Source organism: Variovorax brevis, from assembly GCF_030317105.1.
Taxonomy (GTDB): domain Bacteria; phylum Pseudomonadota; class Gammaproteobacteria; order Burkholderiales; family Burkholderiaceae_C; genus Variovorax; species Variovorax brevis.
Genome location: NZ_JASZYG010000007.1, coordinates 403,242 through 421,711, shown reverse-complemented (window position 1 = coordinate 421,711; position 18,470 = coordinate 403,242). Strand labels below are relative to the sequence as shown.

General features: G+C 64.5%; 14 protein-coding genes. 5 read left to right on the top strand and 9 right to left on the bottom strand.

Features of this window, described 5'->3' with window-relative positions; genetic code table 11:
* Positions 1–57 precede the first annotated feature (57 nt).
* From QTI66_RS23790 to QTI66_RS23775, 4 genes are all read left to right on the top strand, one after another.
* A complete protein-coding gene (locus QTI66_RS23790; protein WP_286562448.1) occupies positions 58–960 on the top strand; it encodes a LysR family transcriptional regulator in 903 nt (300 codons plus the stop codon).
* A 199-nt stretch (positions 961–1,159) separates the two neighbouring features.
* On the top strand, positions 1,160–1,324 hold the full coding sequence (locus QTI66_RS23785) for a hypothetical protein (protein ID WP_286562447.1): 165 nt from the start codon (positions 1,160–1,162) through the stop codon (positions 1,322–1,324).
* A gap of 181 nt (positions 1,325–1,505) precedes the next feature.
* The gene (locus QTI66_RS23780; protein WP_286562446.1) at positions 1,506–3,158 is read left to right on the top strand and encodes a flavin-containing monooxygenase; all 1,653 of its coding nucleotides are present in this window, start codon (positions 1,506–1,508) and stop codon (positions 3,156–3,158) included.
* Positions 3,159–3,192: 34 nt separating this feature from the next.
* Positions 3,193–4,245, top strand: coding sequence for an alpha/beta fold hydrolase (locus QTI66_RS23775; protein ID WP_286562445.1), 1,053 nt, complete (start codon positions 3,193–3,195; stop codon positions 4,243–4,245).
* A 165-nt stretch (positions 4,246–4,410) separates the two neighbouring features.
* Here QTI66_RS23775 and QTI66_RS23770 read toward each other — a convergent pair whose 3' ends face one another.
* The 9 genes from QTI66_RS23770 to QTI66_RS23730 form a co-directional block, all read right to left on the bottom strand.
* Complete coding sequence (locus QTI66_RS23770; protein WP_286562444.1) at positions 4,411–5,733, bottom strand: lytic murein transglycosylase; 1,323 nt, start codon at positions 5,731–5,733, stop codon at positions 4,411–4,413.
* An 81-nt stretch (positions 5,734–5,814) separates the two neighbouring features.
* On the bottom strand, positions 5,815–6,711 hold the full coding sequence (locus tag QTI66_RS23765; protein ID WP_286562442.1) for an HpcH/HpaI aldolase/citrate lyase family protein: 897 nt from the start codon (positions 6,709–6,711) through the stop codon (positions 5,815–5,817).
* Positions 6,712–6,721: 10 nt separating this feature from the next.
* Positions 6,722–7,825 (bottom strand): cysteine protease StiP family protein, encoded by a 1,104-nt coding sequence (locus QTI66_RS23760; protein ID WP_286562441.1) that lies wholly within the window; start codon positions 7,823–7,825, stop codon positions 6,722–6,724.
* The gene (locus tag QTI66_RS23755; protein WP_286562440.1) at positions 7,815–8,600 is read right to left on the bottom strand and encodes an HAD family hydrolase; all 786 of its coding nucleotides are present in this window, start codon (positions 8,598–8,600) and stop codon (positions 7,815–7,817) included. The genes QTI66_RS23760 and QTI66_RS23755 overlap by 11 nt, the downstream gene beginning before the upstream one ends.
* The gene (locus QTI66_RS23750) at positions 8,597–9,796 is read right to left on the bottom strand and encodes a phosphoribosyltransferase domain-containing protein (RefSeq protein ID WP_286562438.1); all 1,200 of its coding nucleotides are present in this window, start codon (positions 9,794–9,796) and stop codon (positions 8,597–8,599) included. The genes QTI66_RS23755 and QTI66_RS23750 overlap by 4 nt, the downstream gene beginning before the upstream one ends.
* Positions 9,797–9,809: 13 nt before the next feature.
* Positions 9,810–10,856, bottom strand: coding sequence for an ATP-grasp domain-containing protein (locus QTI66_RS23745; RefSeq protein WP_286562437.1), 1,047 nt, complete (start codon positions 10,854–10,856; stop codon positions 9,810–9,812).
* Between the two features lie 482 nt (positions 10,857–11,338).
* Positions 11,339–12,598, bottom strand: coding sequence for an MFS transporter (locus QTI66_RS23740; RefSeq protein WP_286562435.1), 1,260 nt, complete (start codon positions 12,596–12,598; stop codon positions 11,339–11,341).
* A 351-nt stretch (positions 12,599–12,949) separates the two neighbouring features.
* Entirely contained in the window at positions 12,950–13,735 is a 786-nt protein-coding gene (locus tag QTI66_RS23735; protein WP_286562433.1) for an esterase/lipase family protein, read from the bottom strand.
* Positions 13,735–15,495, bottom strand: a complete 1,761-nt coding sequence (locus QTI66_RS23730; RefSeq protein WP_286562431.1) for a wax ester/triacylglycerol synthase family O-acyltransferase — start codon at positions 15,493–15,495, stop codon at positions 13,735–13,737. Before QTI66_RS23730 ends, QTI66_RS23735 begins: the two co-directional genes overlap by 1 nt.
* 324 nt (positions 15,496–15,819) lie before the next feature.
* Here QTI66_RS23730 and QTI66_RS23725 point away from each other — a divergent pair, with 324 nt between their 5' ends.
* Positions 15,820–17,817 (top strand): hypothetical protein, encoded by a 1,998-nt coding sequence (locus QTI66_RS23725; RefSeq protein WP_286562429.1) that lies wholly within the window; start codon positions 15,820–15,822, stop codon positions 17,815–17,817.
* Positions 17,818–18,470 lie beyond the last annotated feature (653 nt).

The window sequence follows — 18,470 nt, the reverse complement described above, 5'->3', positions numbered from 1 at the left end:
AAGGTATAGAGCCATCGGGTTTCCACTAGCCACCCCTACTCCACGAGGGAAGTTGCCATGCACCTCGAACTGCGCCACCTGCGCTACTTCTGCGCCGTCGCCCGCGAGCTGAGCTTCAGCCGCGCAGCCGAGCAACTGCACATCGCGCAGCCGCCGCTGAGCCGGCAGATCCGCACGCTGGAAGACGAGCTCGGCGCCGAACTGCTCGACCGGACATCACGCCCACTGCGGCTCACGCCGGCCGGTCGCTTCTTCCAGATCCAGGCGCAACAGTTGCTCGACCGCATGGTCGAGATCCAGACAGCGACGATGCGCATTGCCGGCGGCAAGCGCACCTGGTATGCCATCGGTTTCGCGCCCTCCACGCTCTATGGCAAGTTGCCCGACGTGATCCGCCAGTTCCGCGAAGCGCATCCGATGGTCGAGCTCAACCTCTACGAGATGACGACGGTGCAGCAGATGGAAGCGCTCAAGGCCGGCCGCATCGACATGGGCTTTGGCCGTCTTCACTTCCCCGACGACGATGACGTGGTCGGCGAACTGGTGCGAAACGAAGCGGTGGTGGTGGCGTTGCCTGTGAACCATCGCCTGGTCAAGCACAAGAGCATCACCCTGGCCAAGCTGGCGGCCGAGCCCTTGCTGCTCTATCCCGCCAAGCCGCGGCCGAGCTATGCCGACCAGGTGCTGGAGATGTTCCAGTCACGCGGCCTCAAGCCCACCATTGCGCTGGAGGCCAACGAGGTGCAAACCGCCATCGGGCTCGTGGTCGCCGGCCTCGGCTACGCATTGGTGCCGCATTCGGTGCAGAACCTGCATCGGGAGGGCGTGCTCTACCTGCCCCTGGGCGACGAAGACGTGACCACGCCGGTCGTCATGAACCGGCGCCGCACCGACGAATCCGAGCTGACCACCTACCTGCGGGCCATGGTCCGGGCCTTGCCGACGTCGATTCCGGCCTGAACTCGCCAGCGATGTGAAAAAAGTCACATCGAGCCTGTGCACTGGTTGATCGTTTAAACCAAAGGTGGCGCATAAATTCGTCTATGAGAAGAAGTTACTACTTCTCGCAGTCATCCCACCACCAGAGGCTCCGACCATGCGCCGTCGTTCCACATCTCCGATTCAGTCCGCGACCACGGGTGGATTCGGCGACAGTGTGATGAACGAGGACAGCGCCTTGGCCGAGCAGATCGGCGACACCGTGCGCCACGCCTGCGCCGAGCTTCAGCGCGAAGCCCGGCAATGTGCCCGGATCGAATACCGCTGGCTCGGCGTTCTCGCCGCTGGCGTGGTGGTGATGCTCGTCGGCGTGTTCCTGCGCTGAGGCCGCCGCGCCAAGGCGACCCGGGCTGGCAACAGTTGCCAGTCACGCCCTGTACCGCCTTGTAACAACTGTTGTTGAAATCGCCGAATTCGCTGTGCCCGGCGAGCAGGCCCAAGCCTATCGTTCGCTCTCCGGCCGCACACCACAAGACGCGAGTGCCAGGCACACAGGAGACATGCACATGACGACATCGACCCGGGACGCTCCGGCGTCCAGCGCAAGCGTGGACCTCGACCTGGATGCCGTGATCATCGGCGCCGGCTTTTCGGGGATGTACATGCTCAGGCAATTGCGCGACAAGCTCGCCATGAAGGTAAAGGTCATCGAGGCCGGCAACGGCGTCGGGGGCACCTGGTACTGGAACCGCTACCCCGGCGCCCGCTGCGACTCCGACAGTTACATCTACTGCTACACCTTCGACAAGAACCTGCTGCAGGAATGGGAGTGGTCCGAGCGCTACCCCGAGCAGGGCGAGATCCTGCGCTACCTGGAACACTGCGCCGACCGCTTTGACCTGAAGCCCGACATCCTCTTCGGCAAGCGCGTCACCGAGACCGTCTACGACGACAAGAAGAACCAGTGGACCGTGCGCACGGACAAGGGCGACGTCATCACGGCGCGTTATGTCATTGCCGCCGTGGGCAGCCTGTCGATGCTCAACCTCCCCGACTACAAGGGACTGGAGACCTTCAAGGGCAAGGCCTATCACACCAGCCGCTGGCCGCATGACGGCGTGGACTTCACCAACAAGCGCGTTGGCGTCATCGGCACGGGCGCGACGGCCGTCCAGGCCATTCCCGAAATCTCGCAGCAGGCAAGGCACCTGACGGTGTTCCAGAGAACACCCAACTATTGTGTGCCGGCGCGCAACGGCAAGGTCAATCCGGAGGTGACGAAGGCGCGCAAGGCCAGCTACGACCAGATCGTGCAGAACATCCGCGGATCCTTTTTCGGCTTCGAGCTGAACTTCATTCCCAAGTCGGTGCTGCAGACCACGCCCGAAGAGCGCGAGGCCGAGTTCGACCGCATGTGGGGCAACGGCGGCTTTGACTTCTGGCTCTCCAACTACCAGGACATGCTCTTCAGCAAGGAAGCCAACGACATCATTGCCGACTACCTCAAGCGCAAGATCCGCGCGACCGTCAAGGACCCGGAGGTCGCCGAGAAGCTGATTCCCAAGACCTACGCCTACGGCACCAAGCGCCAGCCGCTGGACACCAACTACTTCGAGACCTTCAACAAGCCCACGGTGACGCTGGTCGATGCCAGCACCGACGGGCCCATCGAGGAGATCACGCCCAGGGGCATCCGTGCCGGCGGCAAGGAGCATGAGCTCGACATCATCGTGTTCGCCACGGGCTTCGATGCCTTGACCGGATCGCTGAAGCAGCTCGGCATCCGGGGCCGCGGGGGCCGCGCGCTCGCCGACGAATGGAAGGACGGTCCGCAGGCCTACCTGGGCCTGATGGTGGCGGGCTTTCCGAACCTGTTCACCATCACGGGGCCGCAGAGCCCTTCCGCGCTGTCGAACATGCCGGTGTCCATCGAGCAACACGTCGAGTGGGTCACCGATTGCATCGACCACATGCGAAGGAACAAGCTGACCGTCATCGAAGCGACGCCGCAGGCGCAGCAGCAATGGGTCGGGCACGTGAACGAAATCGTGAACATGACGCTGATGCCCGGCGCCAACTCCTGGTACATGGGCGCCAATATCCCCGGAAAGCCGCGCCGCTTCCTGCCCTACCTGGGGCCGGAAGGGGTGGGCGGGTATCGCAGGAAATGCGATGAAGTCGCCGCCAAGGGGTACGAAGGATTCTCACTGTCCGCGTGACCCAAGCACCATTCAAACCAGCACTGGAGACAGCATGATCACCAACAGCTACTACTCGCAAGAAGGCCACGGCCCCTATGAACTGCACGACATCGGCGACCTCGACCTCGAAGAAGGCGGTGTGCTGCGCGGCTGCAAGCTGGCCGTCGCCACGCACGGCAAGCTGAACGCCGCCAAAGACAACGCGATCCTCATGCCCACCTGGTACTCGGGCACCAGCAAGCTGCTGGAGCAGGTCTACATCGGCAACACGCACGCACTCGATCCCGACAAGTACTTCATCGTGGTGGTGAACCAGATTGGCAGCGGCTTGTCGAGTTCGCCGCACAACACGCCGGGGCGCGACGGCATGGCCAATTTTCCCAAGGTGCGCATCGGCGATGACGTGCGGGCTCAGCACCGGCTGCTGACGGAAAAATTCGGCATCCAGAGCCTTGCGTTGGTGGTGGGCGGCTCGATGGGTGCGCAGCAGACCTATGAATGGGCGGTGCGCTATCCCGACATGGTCAAGCGTGCCGCTCCCATCGCCGGCACCGCGAAGAACACCGAGCACGACTTCCTCTTTACCGAGACGCTGGTGGAAGCCATCACGTCCGACCCGGCCTTCAACGGCGGCGACTACGCGCAGTCCGCGGACGTGCACGCGGGCCTGAAGCGCCACGCCAAGATGTGGGCGGTGATGGGCTGGAGCACCGAGTTCTACAAGCAGGGACGCCCCGCCGCGCTGGGCTTCGCGTCGGTGCGCGAGTTCATCGACAACTTCATGACCGGCTACTTTGCGCCGATGGATCCCAACGACCTGCTGTGCATGGCCTGGAAATGGCAGCGCGGCGACGTGAGCCGCCTGACCGGCGGCGACCTGAAGGAAGCGCTGGGCCGCATCAAGGCCAAGACTTTTGTCATGCCGATCAGCGAAGACATGTTCTTTCCCCCGCGCGACTGCGAGGCAGAGCAGAAGATGATTCCGGGAAGCCAGTTCCGGCCGATCCGGAGCATCGATGGGCACCTGGGATTGTTCGGCGCGGATCCGGAATGCACGGCGCAGATTGATGCGACGTTGAAGGAGTTGCTTGCGATCAAGGTGTGATGGCCTCGGTCTTCATTCCTTCGGTATTCGTCCCTTCGGTATTCATCCCCTCTCCCTCCGGGAGAGGGTCAGGGTGAGGGGCGCCGGGCCTATCCACCGCCCCACGCGTTCAAAGGCCCGGAGCCCTCACCCCTGCCCTCTCCCGGAGGGAGAGGGAGAAACTCATCACGGCGCTCTGAAGCGCTCAAGGATGCTGGTCGTTGGAAAGCCATCCGCCGGCATGCCCACGCTGCGCTGATAGTTGCGAATGGCATTGCGCGTCGCCGGGCCCATCACGCCATCGGGCGTGCCGCTGGCAAAGCCCCGCTGGTTCAACGCCGTCTGCAGTTCCATCAGTTCGCTGCGCGTGAGCGGCTTCAGGTCACGCGGCCACGACGCCTGTACACCGGGCCCACCTGCAATCTGTTGCGCCAGCAAGGCCACCGCAAGCGCGTAGTTCGTCGAGTTGTTGTAGCGCAGGATGACACGGAAGTTCTGGCCGGTCAGGAAGGCCGGGCCGCGTGCACCGGCAGGCAGCAGGATCGAGGCGTCCGCGAGTTCCGGCAAGGGCTGTCCGTTCATCGTGCGCACGCCCTCGGCGGCCCACTGCGAAGAGGTTTGACGCAAGGCGTCGTCCGCACGCGAAAGGTCAAAGCCGGCCGGCAACTGCACTTCGACGCCCCAGGGCTGTCCGGCACGCCAGCCCGCTCGCGCCAGGAAGTTCGCCGTGGAGGCCGTGACGTCCGCCATGCTGGCCCAGATGTCGCGGCGGCCATCGCCATCCGCATCCACTGCGTAGGCGAGGAAGTTCGACGGCATGAACTGGGTCTGGCCCATGGCGCCTGCCCACGAGCCGATCATGTGGTCGTGGTCGATGTCGCCCTTGTCGATGATTTTCAGCGCGGCCAGCAGCTCGCGCCGGGCCCAGTCTTCACGGCGGCCGTCGAAGGCAAGGGTTGCCAGCGCATCGATGGTCGGCGTGTTGCCGTAGTTGCCGCCGTAGTTGCTTTCCATGCCCCAGATGGCGACGACGATCGCCGGCGGCACGCCGTAGCGCGCGGCCGCAGCGTCGGTTTCGGCACGGTATTGCGCAAGCTTCTCCTGGCCCGCTGCAATGCGTTGTGACGAAACGGTGTTGTCGAGGTAGTCCCACACCGGGCGCGTGAACTCCGGTTGCGCACGGTCGAGTTCAATGACGCGCGGCAGGTATTGAACGTTGCTGAAAGCCTTGTCGAGCGCCGCTTCGCTGATGCCCTCGCTGCGCGCGGAGGCGCGGAAGGCCGCGACCCATTGTGCGAAGGCCTGTTGGCGCCCCGCATCCTGGGTGCCGGCAGGCACCGGAGTCGCCGTCGATGTCCGGGGAGCCGTGGTTGGCACGCCCGGCTTTGAAGGCTCGGTCGGCGGTGCAGAGGCGCAACCCGCCACAAGCGCGGCGGCCAGTGCACAGAGGGCCGAGATGTGGAGGCGCGGCTGTCGCAGCCGGAAAGAAGATCCAGTTTGTCGATGCATGCCGCCCATTGTCGGCCTGCTGCGATGCTCCCTCCACTCGCGGGCCTCTGCGCGTGCGGTCAAGCGAACGGAATCGACAAACTACATCGCCAACATCTCGCGCTTGGCGATCACTTGCCTCGCCCAGTCCCGATGCACCACGGCCTCGTACATCGTGCCGTCGTGCTTGAAAACGGCAGGGCAATCGGGCTCCATCAACCTGCGCGCGGCGAACAATTCGCTGGCGCTGACGTGAAAGGCGGCTTCGATCGTTGCGATCTGCGCGGGGTGGATGGCGGTCTTGCCGCAAAAGCCGAAAGCCACGTCGCGCTTGGCCTCTTGAGCCAGCAGGTGTTCGTCTTCGATGAAGTCGAAGACGGGTGCGGTCAGCGCAAATCCCAGCGGCTTGAAGGTGAGGATCAACTGCGACAGCAAGCTGCCCAGCGGCGTGTCGTACAGGGTGATTCCACGCGTGCGGCGCAAACCGAGCAAGCGCAGCAAGTCGCTCCCGCCCACCCGCAACGCCAATATGCGCGCCTTCCATTCGTCGCGGCTCAGCGCCAGCGAAAGTTCGCGCATGGCGTCCTGGTTGAACACCTCGAATGTTTCCAGCGTTGGCATCAGCCAGAAATTCTTGCCATGGAGCAACGCGTGGTATTCGGGCAGAACATCGAGAGTGAATTTCGGCAGCACAAAGCCGTGCAGCTTTTCGACGCCCGGCATCGCCAGGACGCGCGCCATCACCGCCGGATTTCGCACGCGCACGAAGCGCAGCAAATTGCGCCGCATGACAGCCGGGTCCAGCACCCGAAGCGCAGCAGCCAGATTGGCCAGCGCGCTTTCCAGTTCGCCATCGGACACAGCATCCTCCGTGCAGGCGATGACCGAGCGCAAGGCCGGTATCTCGCTGCCGGACAACACCGCAGCCAACTTGGATCGGGTCGCCGGCACATAAAGCGATGCTCCCAAATGCAGCGCGCAGGCAGTGGCAGGTTTCATAAAAGGGAACTCAGTCTTCAGTCAATGTTTTGATAACGGCCACTGCATGCACCGGCAGTGTCGGGTCCACCTCGATGGGCACATCGGCCGATTGCGCCAACCACACCAGATGCGCCGTGGCGGGCGCGGCGCGATCGCGCAACAGCAGCATCCGAGGCACACGGCGCAAGAGAACACGGGTGGCTTCGCCGATGCCCGGCTTGATCAGGTTGACGTTGGCAATGTCGTAGTTGCGGGCAAGCTGGTCGAGCAGGGCTTGCGACTGCTGCCGGAGTCGATTTGGCTCATGCACGCGCAATGGTTGTGCCAAGTGAAGAGACGCGTTGGCGTGCACGGCTTGCGCAATGCGGTCAACGAACCACTGAGACCGGTCCTGCGCCTGCCACTGCGTGTACAGCAGGCAGCCATGAAAATCTTTGGGTCCAATGTGCTCGTTGAGAATCGAGCGACTCACCAGGCCAGACACCGTCGAATTGAGCACGGCAGAAGGAATGAGGTAGTCATCGGACGACCCAGCAGCCCAGGCCTGCCCGGCCAGATCGCACAGCACGAACAATTGCGCGGGAATGTTCAGTTGACGGCTGGCGTTGAATGCCTCCAGCGAACGCACCAGCTCGCGCGCAATGGCGCCTTTGCCGGTCCAGCCATCCACAAACACCAGCGACTCGGACGCATGCCTGGACAAGATGAAGTCGAGCGCCACGGGATCGACGCCGCGATCACGAATGATGGAGACGCAATAGTGAGGCGCGTCGATGCCGAAGTATCGGGCCAGCGTGCGCCGCAACAGCACACCCACCGGCGTGCCGGCGCGGGCAAAGGACACCAGCGTGATGCCCTTGCCACGGGCGCCAACGATGTGCCGCGCGAGCAGCATGACATCGCGCGCCATGCTCGCAGCGTTCATTTCCACGGCCTGCTCGAACAGCGAAAAATAATGTGGCGACGGCAACTGCTCGCGGCCGATCACTTCGCTGTAGTGGCGTTGCCCTGTTTGAATCAGGCGCTCCTTTTCCGCGGTGTCCGAGATCGGCGCCAACGTGAGGGGCTTCAGCAGAAAGCGCACGTCATCCGCCAGATAGCTGCCATGCAGCGGCACGCGGTCATCCAGCATGGCCAATCCCTCCCCTGCCTGCCAGCCGATGCCCCAGTTGGGTACCGCCAGGCGTCAGGCCGTAGTCGCACAGGGCCATGAAATCGGCGTCGCTGTAGCTGTCTCCAAAGCCGACGGTCACGATGGCGCCATGCTCCTGACGCAAGCGGGCCAACAGGAATTCCAGGGCTTGAGCCTTGTCCAGCCCGGGGGGCAGCAATGCGAGGTTGTTGTCGTTCTGGTGGGCGCGATAGCCGGGGTGTGCCGCCAACCACGGTTGCAGCACCTCGACCTTGAGTTGCGTCAACGCATGGACGTCATGGTCGCGGTGTTTGGCGACCACGTATTGCGCCAGTCCGCCTTCGCGCACCACGCGCGCCCAGGCGTTCAATCCGCGTGCTTCGATCCCTCTTTGCAAGACCGTGCAGGCGTCCTCCAATTGAGGTTCGGCCGGCGCCAACACTTGCGCCATGTGGGCAGCCCATTGCGCGTCTTCGCGGCCATCGGCGTCGAGCAGCACACCACCAAAGCTCACGATGGCAGGCCCCGGGAACGACATCAAGACACGGCGATAGGCTTCCACGCTGCGAGCGGTCACCGGCACCAACCGGGCATCGCGCATCAACCAGTTCAAGAATGCACGCTGGCGGTCATTGCTGTACGAAATGACGTCGCCGTTCTTCAGCAAGGCGGCGGGCTGCGAGTCGGCGGTGAGCGCACGTTTGCGCACGCTGCAAAACAGCGTGTCGTCCAGGTCGCTGAACACGAACAAGGGCAGATGGCGCGCATCCTTCATGCGTCAATCCCCCGGTTGAAGGCGATGCCGCGTGCGCCGAGAAGCTGCAAGCTGGTGGCGAGGCTGCCGTCGTCGGCACCCTCAGGGCATTCATGGCACAGCAGCACGGCGCCGTAATCGTCGGCCTTGAAGTTGTAGAGCGCGTTGGGGATGCCTTCGCCATAGAGATCCGGCAAGGGCTGACGCGAGCCGATGCTGGCGCCCATCAGCACCGGTGAGCGCGTGGTGGACTGGATGCGAACGTCCAGGCCCGCCTCTTCCAGTGCAGTGCCCAGCACGTAGGCCGGATGCATGAACTCGCCGCTGCCCAACACGAGCACCGGTTTGTCGCGAGGCAGCGTTTCTGCCAACCCGTCAACCAGCGACTCCGGCAATGCCAGGAATGAATCACTCCCCAGACGTGCGCTTGCCGCGCTGTTGTACGCGCGACGGCACCCCATGTCCGCTTGGGCCGCAGGCGGCGGTGGCGCCTGAAAAAAACTCGCGTTGGGCGAGAAGTTGAACTGGCCTTCCACCAATGCGGGAAAGCTCACCTTCCTGGGCGTTGCACCCGCAACATCCAGAAGCGCCAGTTGCTCGCGAAAGCGGACCTGCCCCGCCTCGCCCATGAAGTTGCTGAGCGACACCGCGGCGATTTCTTCAAGCGCTGGATTCTGTGCGCCATAGGCGGCAATCAGGCTGAGGCAGGTGTCGCCCGTGCTCAGTTCATCGTCCACCAGCACCAACAGGCGGGCCCGCTTGAACATGCCTGCCCAATCCTCACGCTCGGGCACATGCAGGCGCAGGTTCTGCGCGTGGCTGTGACGCTCCAGAAAGGGCAGCATCTGGGCGCCGGACAACGGATAGCGGGTGGTCTGTACATAAAGCGCACTCCCCTGCCCGAATCGCTCCAGGTACTGTTCGAACACGCCTTGCCCCAAGCCGGTCGCCGTTTCGGCAAGGCCAATGAACAAGGCAGGCGCATCGCCTGGTGCAGCCAGCTTGGTTGCCAGCGCGAAGTGCGCGGCGCGCATCACGGACGGCTTGCAGGGCCAGTGCTTGCCCAACACCTTGCTGACGAACAGGAAGCCGCGCTTGGGGTTGTGGCGCGCAGCGAAGCCGCAGAGTTCGTGCAAGGGCCAGTCCGCACGGTCCAGGGAAATTTTCAGGCAGCCGGTCGGCAGTTCGACCTGCGCGCGCATCGCGTCTTCTTGCATGACGGCCTGCCCCTTATCCCGCATGGTCCGTCGGCAGGCTGATGGCCACGCCGATCTCGGTCACGCGCTGGCCCAGGCGGGCCGGGGGAATGGCAAGCCCGGCGTAGCCATCCACAAAGCCGCGCAAGGCCAGGTACGGCAAGTTGATGCCGGACAGGCAACTCATGGCGATGCCACCGGAGGCTCGCGGGTTGATTTCCAGCAGCCTGGGCATGCCCTGGGCGTCTTCCTTGAACTGCACGTTGATCATGCCGTTCAGGCCGAAACGCTCGATCAGGCATTGCGCGTATCGCAGCAAGAGCGGGTTGTCGTCCAGCAATTGGGTGTTGCTGAGAATGGCTTTTTTCCTGACGACGCCCGCCACCCAATGACCCTGGTCCGCAACGCAGTCCACGCTGAATTCGTGGCCCGGCAAATACTCCAGCACTTGCTGCGCAGCGCAAGTGCCGTCTTCGGCGACCGACTTCCGCATCCATTCGTCGAGTGACAAGCCGCGCAATGGCCTGCGCGTGTCGTCGGGGTGCATCAGCCGGTAGAAGCCCTTTCCGTACACCGACACGGTGGGCTTGATGCAGGCGCGGTGGCCTTGCGCCCATATCGATTCCACCGCTTCAGCGAGTTGGCCGGGGTGGTGCAGGTCCACGGAACTTGCCAGGAAATGCTGATCTGCCAACTGCCCATACACCCATGATTTGTCATGCAGCTTGGGCAGCGTTTCGGCATGGGCCGGCGCCAGCAGGCGAATGCCGTGAGCGGCAAACATGTCACCTGCACGCACCAGTGCGGCCGTTTCGTGGCCGGGAACGATGACATCGATCTTTTGCCGGACAGCGAAATCCAGGCACCAGTCGCGATACGCGTCAGCATCCAGGTCCAGGTCGGCGGGTTCCACCTGCCATTCGTCGGCGGCCGCATAGCCCGTGAAAAAGGCTTGCTTGTGGGTACAGATCAGCGTGAATTGCCGGGCCGCATCGGCCTCGCGAATCAGGGACAACACACGGTAGGCAAGGGCAAAGGGGCGGTTAAACCAGATACGCATCGGCAATTTCAGCAAGGACAAGAAGGCGTCTTCAATGGGCGCGCTGTCGCAAGAATGCTGGCATCGTGGCTGCCTTGCGTCTGCTCATGCAGGTCGCGATGTAACGCACGGGCCCATCGCGTTTGCAAACTGCAAAGCATTCGCGAACATTGAGGCCAAAAACTTTTGGCAAGCGGGCTGAAGACGCGGTGAGAAGACTCAGCGATCGACTCGGGGAACCAGGCGCACTGACGGCGCCAAGTCGTGGTGTGGGTGCGCCAGAAAGGCACCCGTTTGAAGTCGGCCGTGCGCTGCACAGCGCAGATTTCCAAGCCGAACGCGTTCAATACCGATGAAGGCTTGCACGATTTGTCTCCCCCTGAATTTTTTATGTGAGCGCCGAGCGCGCTCGCTCAAAGCTTACTACGTTCGTCTTACTTCGCTCTTGGTAATCGCCCCAAGGGATGGGCGCTCGGGATGTTTCGGTACCGATGGCCCGACAGGGCTGTTGCCCGTCAGACCCGTCAGGCGCGTGCCCGTCGCGCGAGCCAGAGATGCAGCAACACCAGCAAGGCGAACAGGCTCATGGCCGCGGCCGCCAGCGAGGCATGAATGCCGATCGCGCTGCCGCCCAACCCCACCGTGACGCCGGCAAAGGCCCGCAGCCCGAGCGCCGACATGTTGAACAGGCCGATCACCCGCCCGCGCGATGCGGCCGGCGCATTGAGCTGCACCAGCGTCTGCGCCATCGCACTGAAAGACAGCTCGAACACGCCGGCCGCAAACAGCAACAGCAACGCCACCGGATAGGCCGTGGTCATGGCGAAGCCGGCAAGCGCCAGGCACCAGAGCATGCACAGCCCCAGCGCCGTGGAAGGCGCGGCGCGCAGCAGGCCGCCGCGGCTTTCCATCAACAGGCCGGCCATCAGTGCGCCGGCTGCGTCGGCGGCCAGCAGCATGCTGTAGGTCGTGCCGGGGTCGCCGTGGCCCAGGTCGCGGGCAAAGCCGGGCATGAGCGCCTGGTAGCTGTTGGCCACGAAGAAAGACGCCATCCCGGCCAGCAGGATCATCGAAGCCAGCACGCGGTTGGAGCGCACTTCCACGATCGTCTGGACGATGTCCGCCAGCCCGCGAACCGCACGCGCCGGCGCCGCGGCCACGGCCCGAAAACGCGGCCCGTACGGCGCGCGCCACAACCAGAGGAAGGCCGGCAGGAAGAACAGCGTGTTGAGCAGCAAGCCGTAGCGCGGCCCGATGGTCAGCATGATGGCGCCGCCCACGGCAGGGCCGACCAGCACACCGAGATAGCGCGCCGTTGCGAGCAGACGCACGCCGCTGGGCAGGTCCGCCGGCGGCACCACGTCATGCAGCAACAATTGCGTGGCACCCTGCCACAGCACGCCGGCACAGCCGTGGATGACCAAGAGCACCATCGCGTGCCACATCTGCAGCGAATCGGTGATGAAGAAAAAGGCCCATCCCGCCGAGGCGATCATGAACAGCGCCATGCCGCACTGGATGAGCCGACGCGGATCGACCCGGTCGGCCAGCGCGCCCACCGGCACCGAGAACAGCAGGAAAGGCAGCCAGTGCGACACCACCGCAAAGCCGCCGAGCGCGGGCGACTGGAACTTCTGGAACGCCATCCAGTAGCTGATGACGTGCTCGACGTTGTCGGCCATCATCGCCAGCAGATAAGTGCCGGCGAGGGCCAAGTAACCGCGATGGCGCAGGGCTGCGAAGGATGGAGCGGAAGCTGCGGTGGTTGTTCGCGTGGTGGGCATCCTGAACGGATTGTGCCGTCACGCTTTCAGCTTTTGCTTACTTCGTCGAAGCGAGCGCCGGCACCTCCCATTGCACGGACGCGGCATCAGCCGGCGCCACAAGAACAAACGCCGTGGCAGATGCGATGGCAAGACTTGCTACAAGTAGGTATTGGCTCATGGGGACATGGTTCCATGGCAAGGTGTATGGGCATGTAAGCCAGCAACCAATGGCACTGACATCCGCCGCCAGCATAGGCGAAGGTGCCCCCTGTGGGATCCACTATTTGGAAAGCAAAAGTGCTATCCGTTTACGTCGATGGCTCGGCCGAACGGTGAGTTGCGGCGACCTGACCCGTCGACTGGCCGATGTCAGCCGGCGCGGCCCGGGTCTGGATAGAGGAGCGCCAACGCCTGTCGGTTGAACGGTTTCCATTGGCCTTCGGGCTGCGCGAGCCGATCGGCCAGGGCATAGAGCACCGCGGGGTGCACGCCGAGGCCGATGTGGCTGGCGATGACCTCGATGTTCTCCGACTGCGGCCCGATTTTCTCGATGCTGCTGCGCCAGGCGACGATGCCGTCGGAGCGACTGAAGATCGAGGTGGTGGGCACGGGAGGTGTCGGGCTCACGTGCTGCCTGCGCCTGGCGTCATCGGACTTCTGGCCGCTCACCCATTCATACAGGCGCCACGCGTTGGTGGCCCGGGGGTGACCGACAAAAGGGCTGCCCAGCGTGATGACGTTGCGCACCAGTTCCGGATGCCTGGATGCGAGCAGGCGGGCATACACGCCTCCCAAGCTCCAGCCCACCAAGCTCACCTTCGCGCCGCTGTCATCGTGCAGCCGGCGCAATGCGCTGGACATGCCCTGTTCCACGCCCTTGCGCGGTCCCAGGTTGCGGCCCAGGCCCCAACCGTGCGCGTCGTAACCGCGACTCTTGAGATAGCGGCGCAGCAGCCCGGTCGACGCATCGCCCGCGGCAAGTCCGGGGAGCACCAGGACTGGATGCCCGTCGCCGCGCGGCGCCAATTGCAACAACGGCCAGGCGGCAATGCCTGCGCCCAGTTCCCAGAGCGCGCGCCATTCGGCCAGCAGGAGCAGACGCGAGGGCGGCGCGAGCTTGTCGCCCTCCGCATCGTGCGTGGTCGCGGAAGCCATCACGGTGCTGCCTTGCCTTGATTACCGCTCGGGCGGGCGGTGCGCTTGGCAGTGGTGGTGGTGCCTGTGGCGCGTACGCGCCCGGTCGGGCTTTTCGCCGTCTTGGCTGTGGGCTTGGCCGCGGGCTTGGCGACCGTCTTGAGGACAGGCTTGGCAGGTGTCTTGGCGGATGTCTTGGCGCCAGTCTTGGCGGGTGTATCGGCGACTGTTTTGGCCACGGGGGATGCCACTGCCTTTGCCACACGCTTGCGCGGCGCCGCCTTCTTGCGCGCGACCACGGGCTCTTCCCGCACCTGCGCAACAACGGAACCGGCCGTCTCCGCAGGCGCGGCCTCCGCCGCATGCGCGCCACCGGCCAACCCCAGCAGCAGCTTGTGCTCCGCCAGCAGGTGGTCTCCGATCTCCGTGATGTCGGGCACCGCACGTCGGCAGGCGATCAGGCCGTAGTCCATCCGGCCGTTGTAGCTCTGCACCGTGACGTTGAGCGCCGTGCCGTGGCTGGCGATGGACACCGGGTAATAGCAGGTGACCATCGCACCCGCGAAATACATCGGAAACGGCGCGCCCGCCACATTGGAGATGGCGACATTGGCCACCGCCGGCATCAGCTTCACGATGTTCGACCGGCCAAAGGCCGACGCGGCGCCAGACATCAACCATGGCGCCCCGAACATGGGGAAGTCGTCCGGTATGGCCGCCTTGAACTTGCTCATGGTCGACTTCGCGCGGGTCGACGACGCATTGATCGCCTTGAGGCGTTCCACCGGATCCTTGATGTCGGTCGCCAGGCCCACCAGGATCATGCTCGCCTGGTTGTTGGCGGTCTCGTCGCCCGCTTCGCGAAGGCTCACCGGCACGCCGGCCACCAGCGGCTTGTCGGGCAGGTCGTTGGTGTCCTTCAGGTAGTGGCGCAGCGCGCCGGCCACCGTGGCCATCACGACGTCGTTCAGGGTCACGCCGAAGTGCTTTGCAATCTGCTTGGTTTCCGCCAGCGGGATCGTGCGGCCCGCAAAGCTGCGCTGGTTCGTGATCGGCACGTTGAACACCGTCTTGGGCGCCAGCAGGTTGAACTTCGCGGGCGCCTTCGACAAAAGTGTTTCCACAGCCTTCTCGTCCGGCCGCGCGAGACTGCCGATGGCCTTGGCAACCGCCGGCACCATCTTGAACAGCTTGACGTATTGCTGCGCCGTGTTGCGCATCGCGGCAGCGGCGAGTTCTGCCATGCCGAGCTGGTATTTGTTGGTGCGCGGACGCGCCCGCGGCGGATGGACGACGCGGCCTGTCGCTTCCCGGTCGAAGATGGCCTTGCCCACGGCCACGCCCGCTTGACCGTCGATGCCTGCGTGATGCACCTTGGTGTAGAGGGCGACCTGGCCGCTCTGCAGGCCATCGATGATGAAGAATTCCCACAGCGGCCGGCTGCGGTCGAGCAGGGTCGAATGCAAGCGCGCCACGTACTGTTGAAGCTGGCGATTGGTGCCGGGCCTGGGCAGCGTGATGTGGCGCACGTGGTAGTCGAGGTCCAGCTCTTCTTCGTCGACCCACACGGGGTTCGACAGCTCGAAGGGCATCAGCGCGAGCTTGCGCGTGAACACGTCGGCCAGGTGGACGCGCTGGCCCAGGAAGGCCTTGGCATCCTCGTAGAAGTCGCCCTCGTAGCCTTCGGGCAGGTCGAGCACGTTGAGCGAGCCCACGTGCATCGGCATTTCGGGTGTTTCGAGATGCAGGAAGGTTGCGTCGAGCCCGCTCAGGTGGTCCATGGTTTGTCTCCAGGTGTTGTGTCGCGCATTCGCACTGGGTGCCTTCGGCAAGCCGGATGATAGGGGCGCGCAGGGCGCAGTGTGCGTCGCGGTCGCGACGTGCACAACCGCAAGCCGAAGCCGCCCGCGTCGCCAATGCGTCAGCGCCATGTTGCGACCCATCGCTCACCGGCTCTTGTCCCACGGCTTAGGCCAATAAGCCGCCAGTGAGCCCACGCTATGCCTTCAAGTGGATGGTCTGCGCGGGCACGCAGGACTACAAAGCTTCTGCGAACACGTCAGGCGCAATGCCGACGAACAAGCAAATTCATCAAGGAGGCCATCATGACCACACAAACACCCCTCGTCTCGGGGCTGGGCGGCGCCATTGGGTGCAGCTTTCGCAGTCCGCAAAATCAACTCGTTTTCGTGGAGTACGCCGGCAAGCTCTCGCGGCTGAACCTGCTGCCCTCGGCCACCATCGTGTCGCAGGGCACGACGGTGCTGAAGGGCACTTTCACGTTCGACCTGGACACGGGGGTCCAGGGCGGCACGGGTTCGGCTTACGACATCTGGTGGGAGCAGATGACCACCACCGCGCGGCAGATGGCCGTGCGCAACACCGCGCGCATCGTCAACCTCGGCGTGGTCAGCTTCACCGGCGTCACGGCCAGCGCGCTGCAGACGCTCACCTACGGCACCGCGCCCATTCCGGGCAACAACGACGCCACCAACAAGCTGGTGAATGGCGACGTGTTCTGCGTGCGCACGAGCCTGGGAAACTTCGCCAAGGTCAAGGTCGTAAGCTACGGCTACGACATGACGATCCAGTGGATCACCTACAAGCCGAGCCCGGCGTATGCGGTGATCGGCACGGGCTACACCAATCCCGAAGACGTCAAGGTCAGCATCGACAACCTGCACGCCTACGTTACCGAGCGCACGGGCACCCTGCTGCGCGTGACGTTGACCAGCGCCAACCGCGCATCGGCCACGGTGGTGACGACGGGCATGAGCGCGCCGCAGCAGATCTTCCTGGATGAAGCGCACGGCGTGGCCTATGTCATCGAATACGCCTCGCCGGGCCATCTGTGGCGCGTCAACCTCGGCACCGGGGCGCGCACGGCCGTGGTGTCGAATCTCGAGAACGGCGTGGGTGTCGTGCTCAGCGCCGACCTGCAGTTCGCCTATGTGAGCGAGCAGACCGCCGGACCCGACCAGGGCCGTGTGAGCCGCATCCAGATCAGCGACGGCGCCACGACGAAGATCGCGACGGGACTCGTCGCGCCCTTCCACCTGACCTGGTCCGACGCTTCGCAAAACACGCTGCTGGTGGCCGAGCGCGACCCGGCCAATCGCATCACCAGCATCGGTGTCAACGGCGGCACGGCGCTGGTGGTGGGGGGCGTGCCCGCACGGCCGTCGTCGGTGGCGATGATCTCGTCGAGCCGCATGCTGGTGTGCAGCGACCAAGTCGTCGAGAAGGTCGATTTCGTGCTCTTCCAGCCGGCGGGACCGCTCTTGATGGGCATCGGCTTCATTCCCTTCGACAAGGTGCAGGCCAGCGGGCTGGCGACCACCGACCCGGGCTACTTCTACCCCGTGACCAACGTGCCTTTTGGCGGCACCCTGCCGTTGATGATCAACTTCCAGCGCGCGGCCAACAACGGGGCCAAGTTCTACCGCGTGCGCATCGACGGCGTGCTGCGCGCGGACACCTGGACCGACTACAAGTGGAACGGCACGACCTACGTGTTGCAGACCATCGGTCCGGTGAGCGTGGGCGGCAATCCGAACTTCTATCCGGTGCATCCGATCGCGGAGCTCTTCTTGTGGATGAATCCGTCGCTGGGCATGCTGGCCGACTCGACCACGCTCTCCAACGGGCTGCACACGATCACGATCGACTTCACCACCAGTGCGGGCGCGGTGATCGAAAGCAGCACGCCGCTCACGATCATGGTCAACAACCAGTCGTGCACGGCCTCGCTGTCAGCGCCCACCATTGGCGGCGTGGGTGCCGACAATGTTTGCGGACTGCTGCACTACGGCGTCGCGTCGAACCCGAATCCGGTGACGATGGCGTTGTCGGCCACGCATCCGGCCAACTATGCGAACTGGTCGTTCTCGCTCATCAAGGGCGTGAATCAGGTGCTGAGCACGGGCGGGGCCGTGCCTGCGCCGGCCGCGCCTGTGACGGCGCCGGTCGCGACGCTGCTGGGCGCGTGCACGGTGGCGGGCTTTGCGGAGTATCTGTACGTGGCGACGACCATCAACAACGGATGGGGTCGACAGGGGCAGTACGACGCGTCGGCGGCGTTGGCTTTTGTGTTGGCGGCTTGAGGTCTGTGGCTGGGGCATCCGGACGGTTGGGATCCCAGCTGGCGGTTGAAGGGCAAGCGTCGGTCGTTGTTGGCTGCGTTTGCGCGCGACGCAAAGGCATCTGAGGGTCCGTTGTTTGCTGAGTTCGCGCCGGACGCAAAGGCACCTGCGGACCCGGCGTAACGCGCCACTGCAGCGGTCGGTGCTGCGCACCGACTTCCCTCCGATGCTCGCGCGACCAGCCTGCCGCGGAACTCGCGACGTTCACTGCGTTCACTGAGCTCGGACAGCCGCGGCAAGTCAGATCACGAAGCACGCGTGTCCTTCGGCACGCGTGCAGGCCGGTCGCGCTGCGCTTCTCGGCGCTGCAGAGGCGCGTTACGCCGGGCCCGCAGGCGCCTTTGCTCTGGAAACGGTGTGGGGTGCGACGCCCGCACCGAGCGCCGCAACGGCCGTGGCGACGCGGTGTCCGCTCCCCCCTTCTTTGAACACGCACGACGTATCTCGCCGCGGCAGGTGGTCTGCGGCGCGGGCGATTTCCGGGGCGATGAGGAGCGCAGGGCGCGGGGCGGCGCGTGCCGAAGGACACGCGCTTCGTAAACTGACTCGGTGCAGCTGTTTGAACGGAGCGCGCCGAAGGCGCGCGCAGTGAGTTCTGCACCGCGCCCCGCGAC

Coding starts and splice junctions, on each gene's coding strand:
- QTI66_RS23790 (WP_286562448.1), top strand. CDS start 58: ATGCACCTCGAACTGCGCCACCTGCGCTACTTCTGCGCCGTCGCCCGC.
- QTI66_RS23785 (WP_286562447.1), top strand. CDS start 1,160: ATGAACGAGGACAGCGCCTTGGCCGAGCAGATCGGCGACACCGTGCGC.
- QTI66_RS23780 (WP_286562446.1), top strand. CDS start 1,506: ATGACGACATCGACCCGGGACGCTCCGGCGTCCAGCGCAAGCGTGGAC.
- QTI66_RS23775 (WP_286562445.1), top strand. CDS start 3,193: ATGATCACCAACAGCTACTACTCGCAAGAAGGCCACGGCCCCTATGAA.
- QTI66_RS23770 (WP_286562444.1), bottom strand. CDS start 5,733: ATGCATCGACAAACTGGATCTTCTTTCCGGCTGCGACAGCCGCGCCTC.
- QTI66_RS23765 (WP_286562442.1), bottom strand. CDS start 6,711: ATGAAACCTGCCACTGCCTGCGCGCTGCATTTGGGAGCATCGCTTTAT.
- QTI66_RS23760 (WP_286562441.1), bottom strand. CDS start 7,825: ATGCTGGATGACCGCGTGCCGCTGCATGGCAGCTATCTGGCGGATGAC.
- QTI66_RS23755 (WP_286562440.1), bottom strand. CDS start 8,600: ATGAAGGATGCGCGCCATCTGCCCTTGTTCGTGTTCAGCGACCTGGAC.
- QTI66_RS23750 (WP_286562438.1), bottom strand. CDS start 9,796: ATGCAAGAAGACGCGATGCGCGCGCAGGTCGAACTGCCGACCGGCTGC.
- QTI66_RS23740 (WP_286562435.1), bottom strand. CDS start 12,598: ATGCCCACCACGCGAACAACCACCGCAGCTTCCGCTCCATCCTTCGCA.
- QTI66_RS23735 (WP_286562433.1), bottom strand. CDS start 13,735: ATGGCTTCCGCGACCACGCACGATGCGGAGGGCGACAAGCTCGCGCCG.
- QTI66_RS23730 (WP_286562431.1), bottom strand. CDS start 15,495: ATGGACCACCTGAGCGGGCTCGACGCAACCTTCCTGCATCTCGAAACA.
- QTI66_RS23725 (WP_286562429.1), top strand. CDS start 15,820: ATGACCACACAAACACCCCTCGTCTCGGGGCTGGGCGGCGCCATTGGG.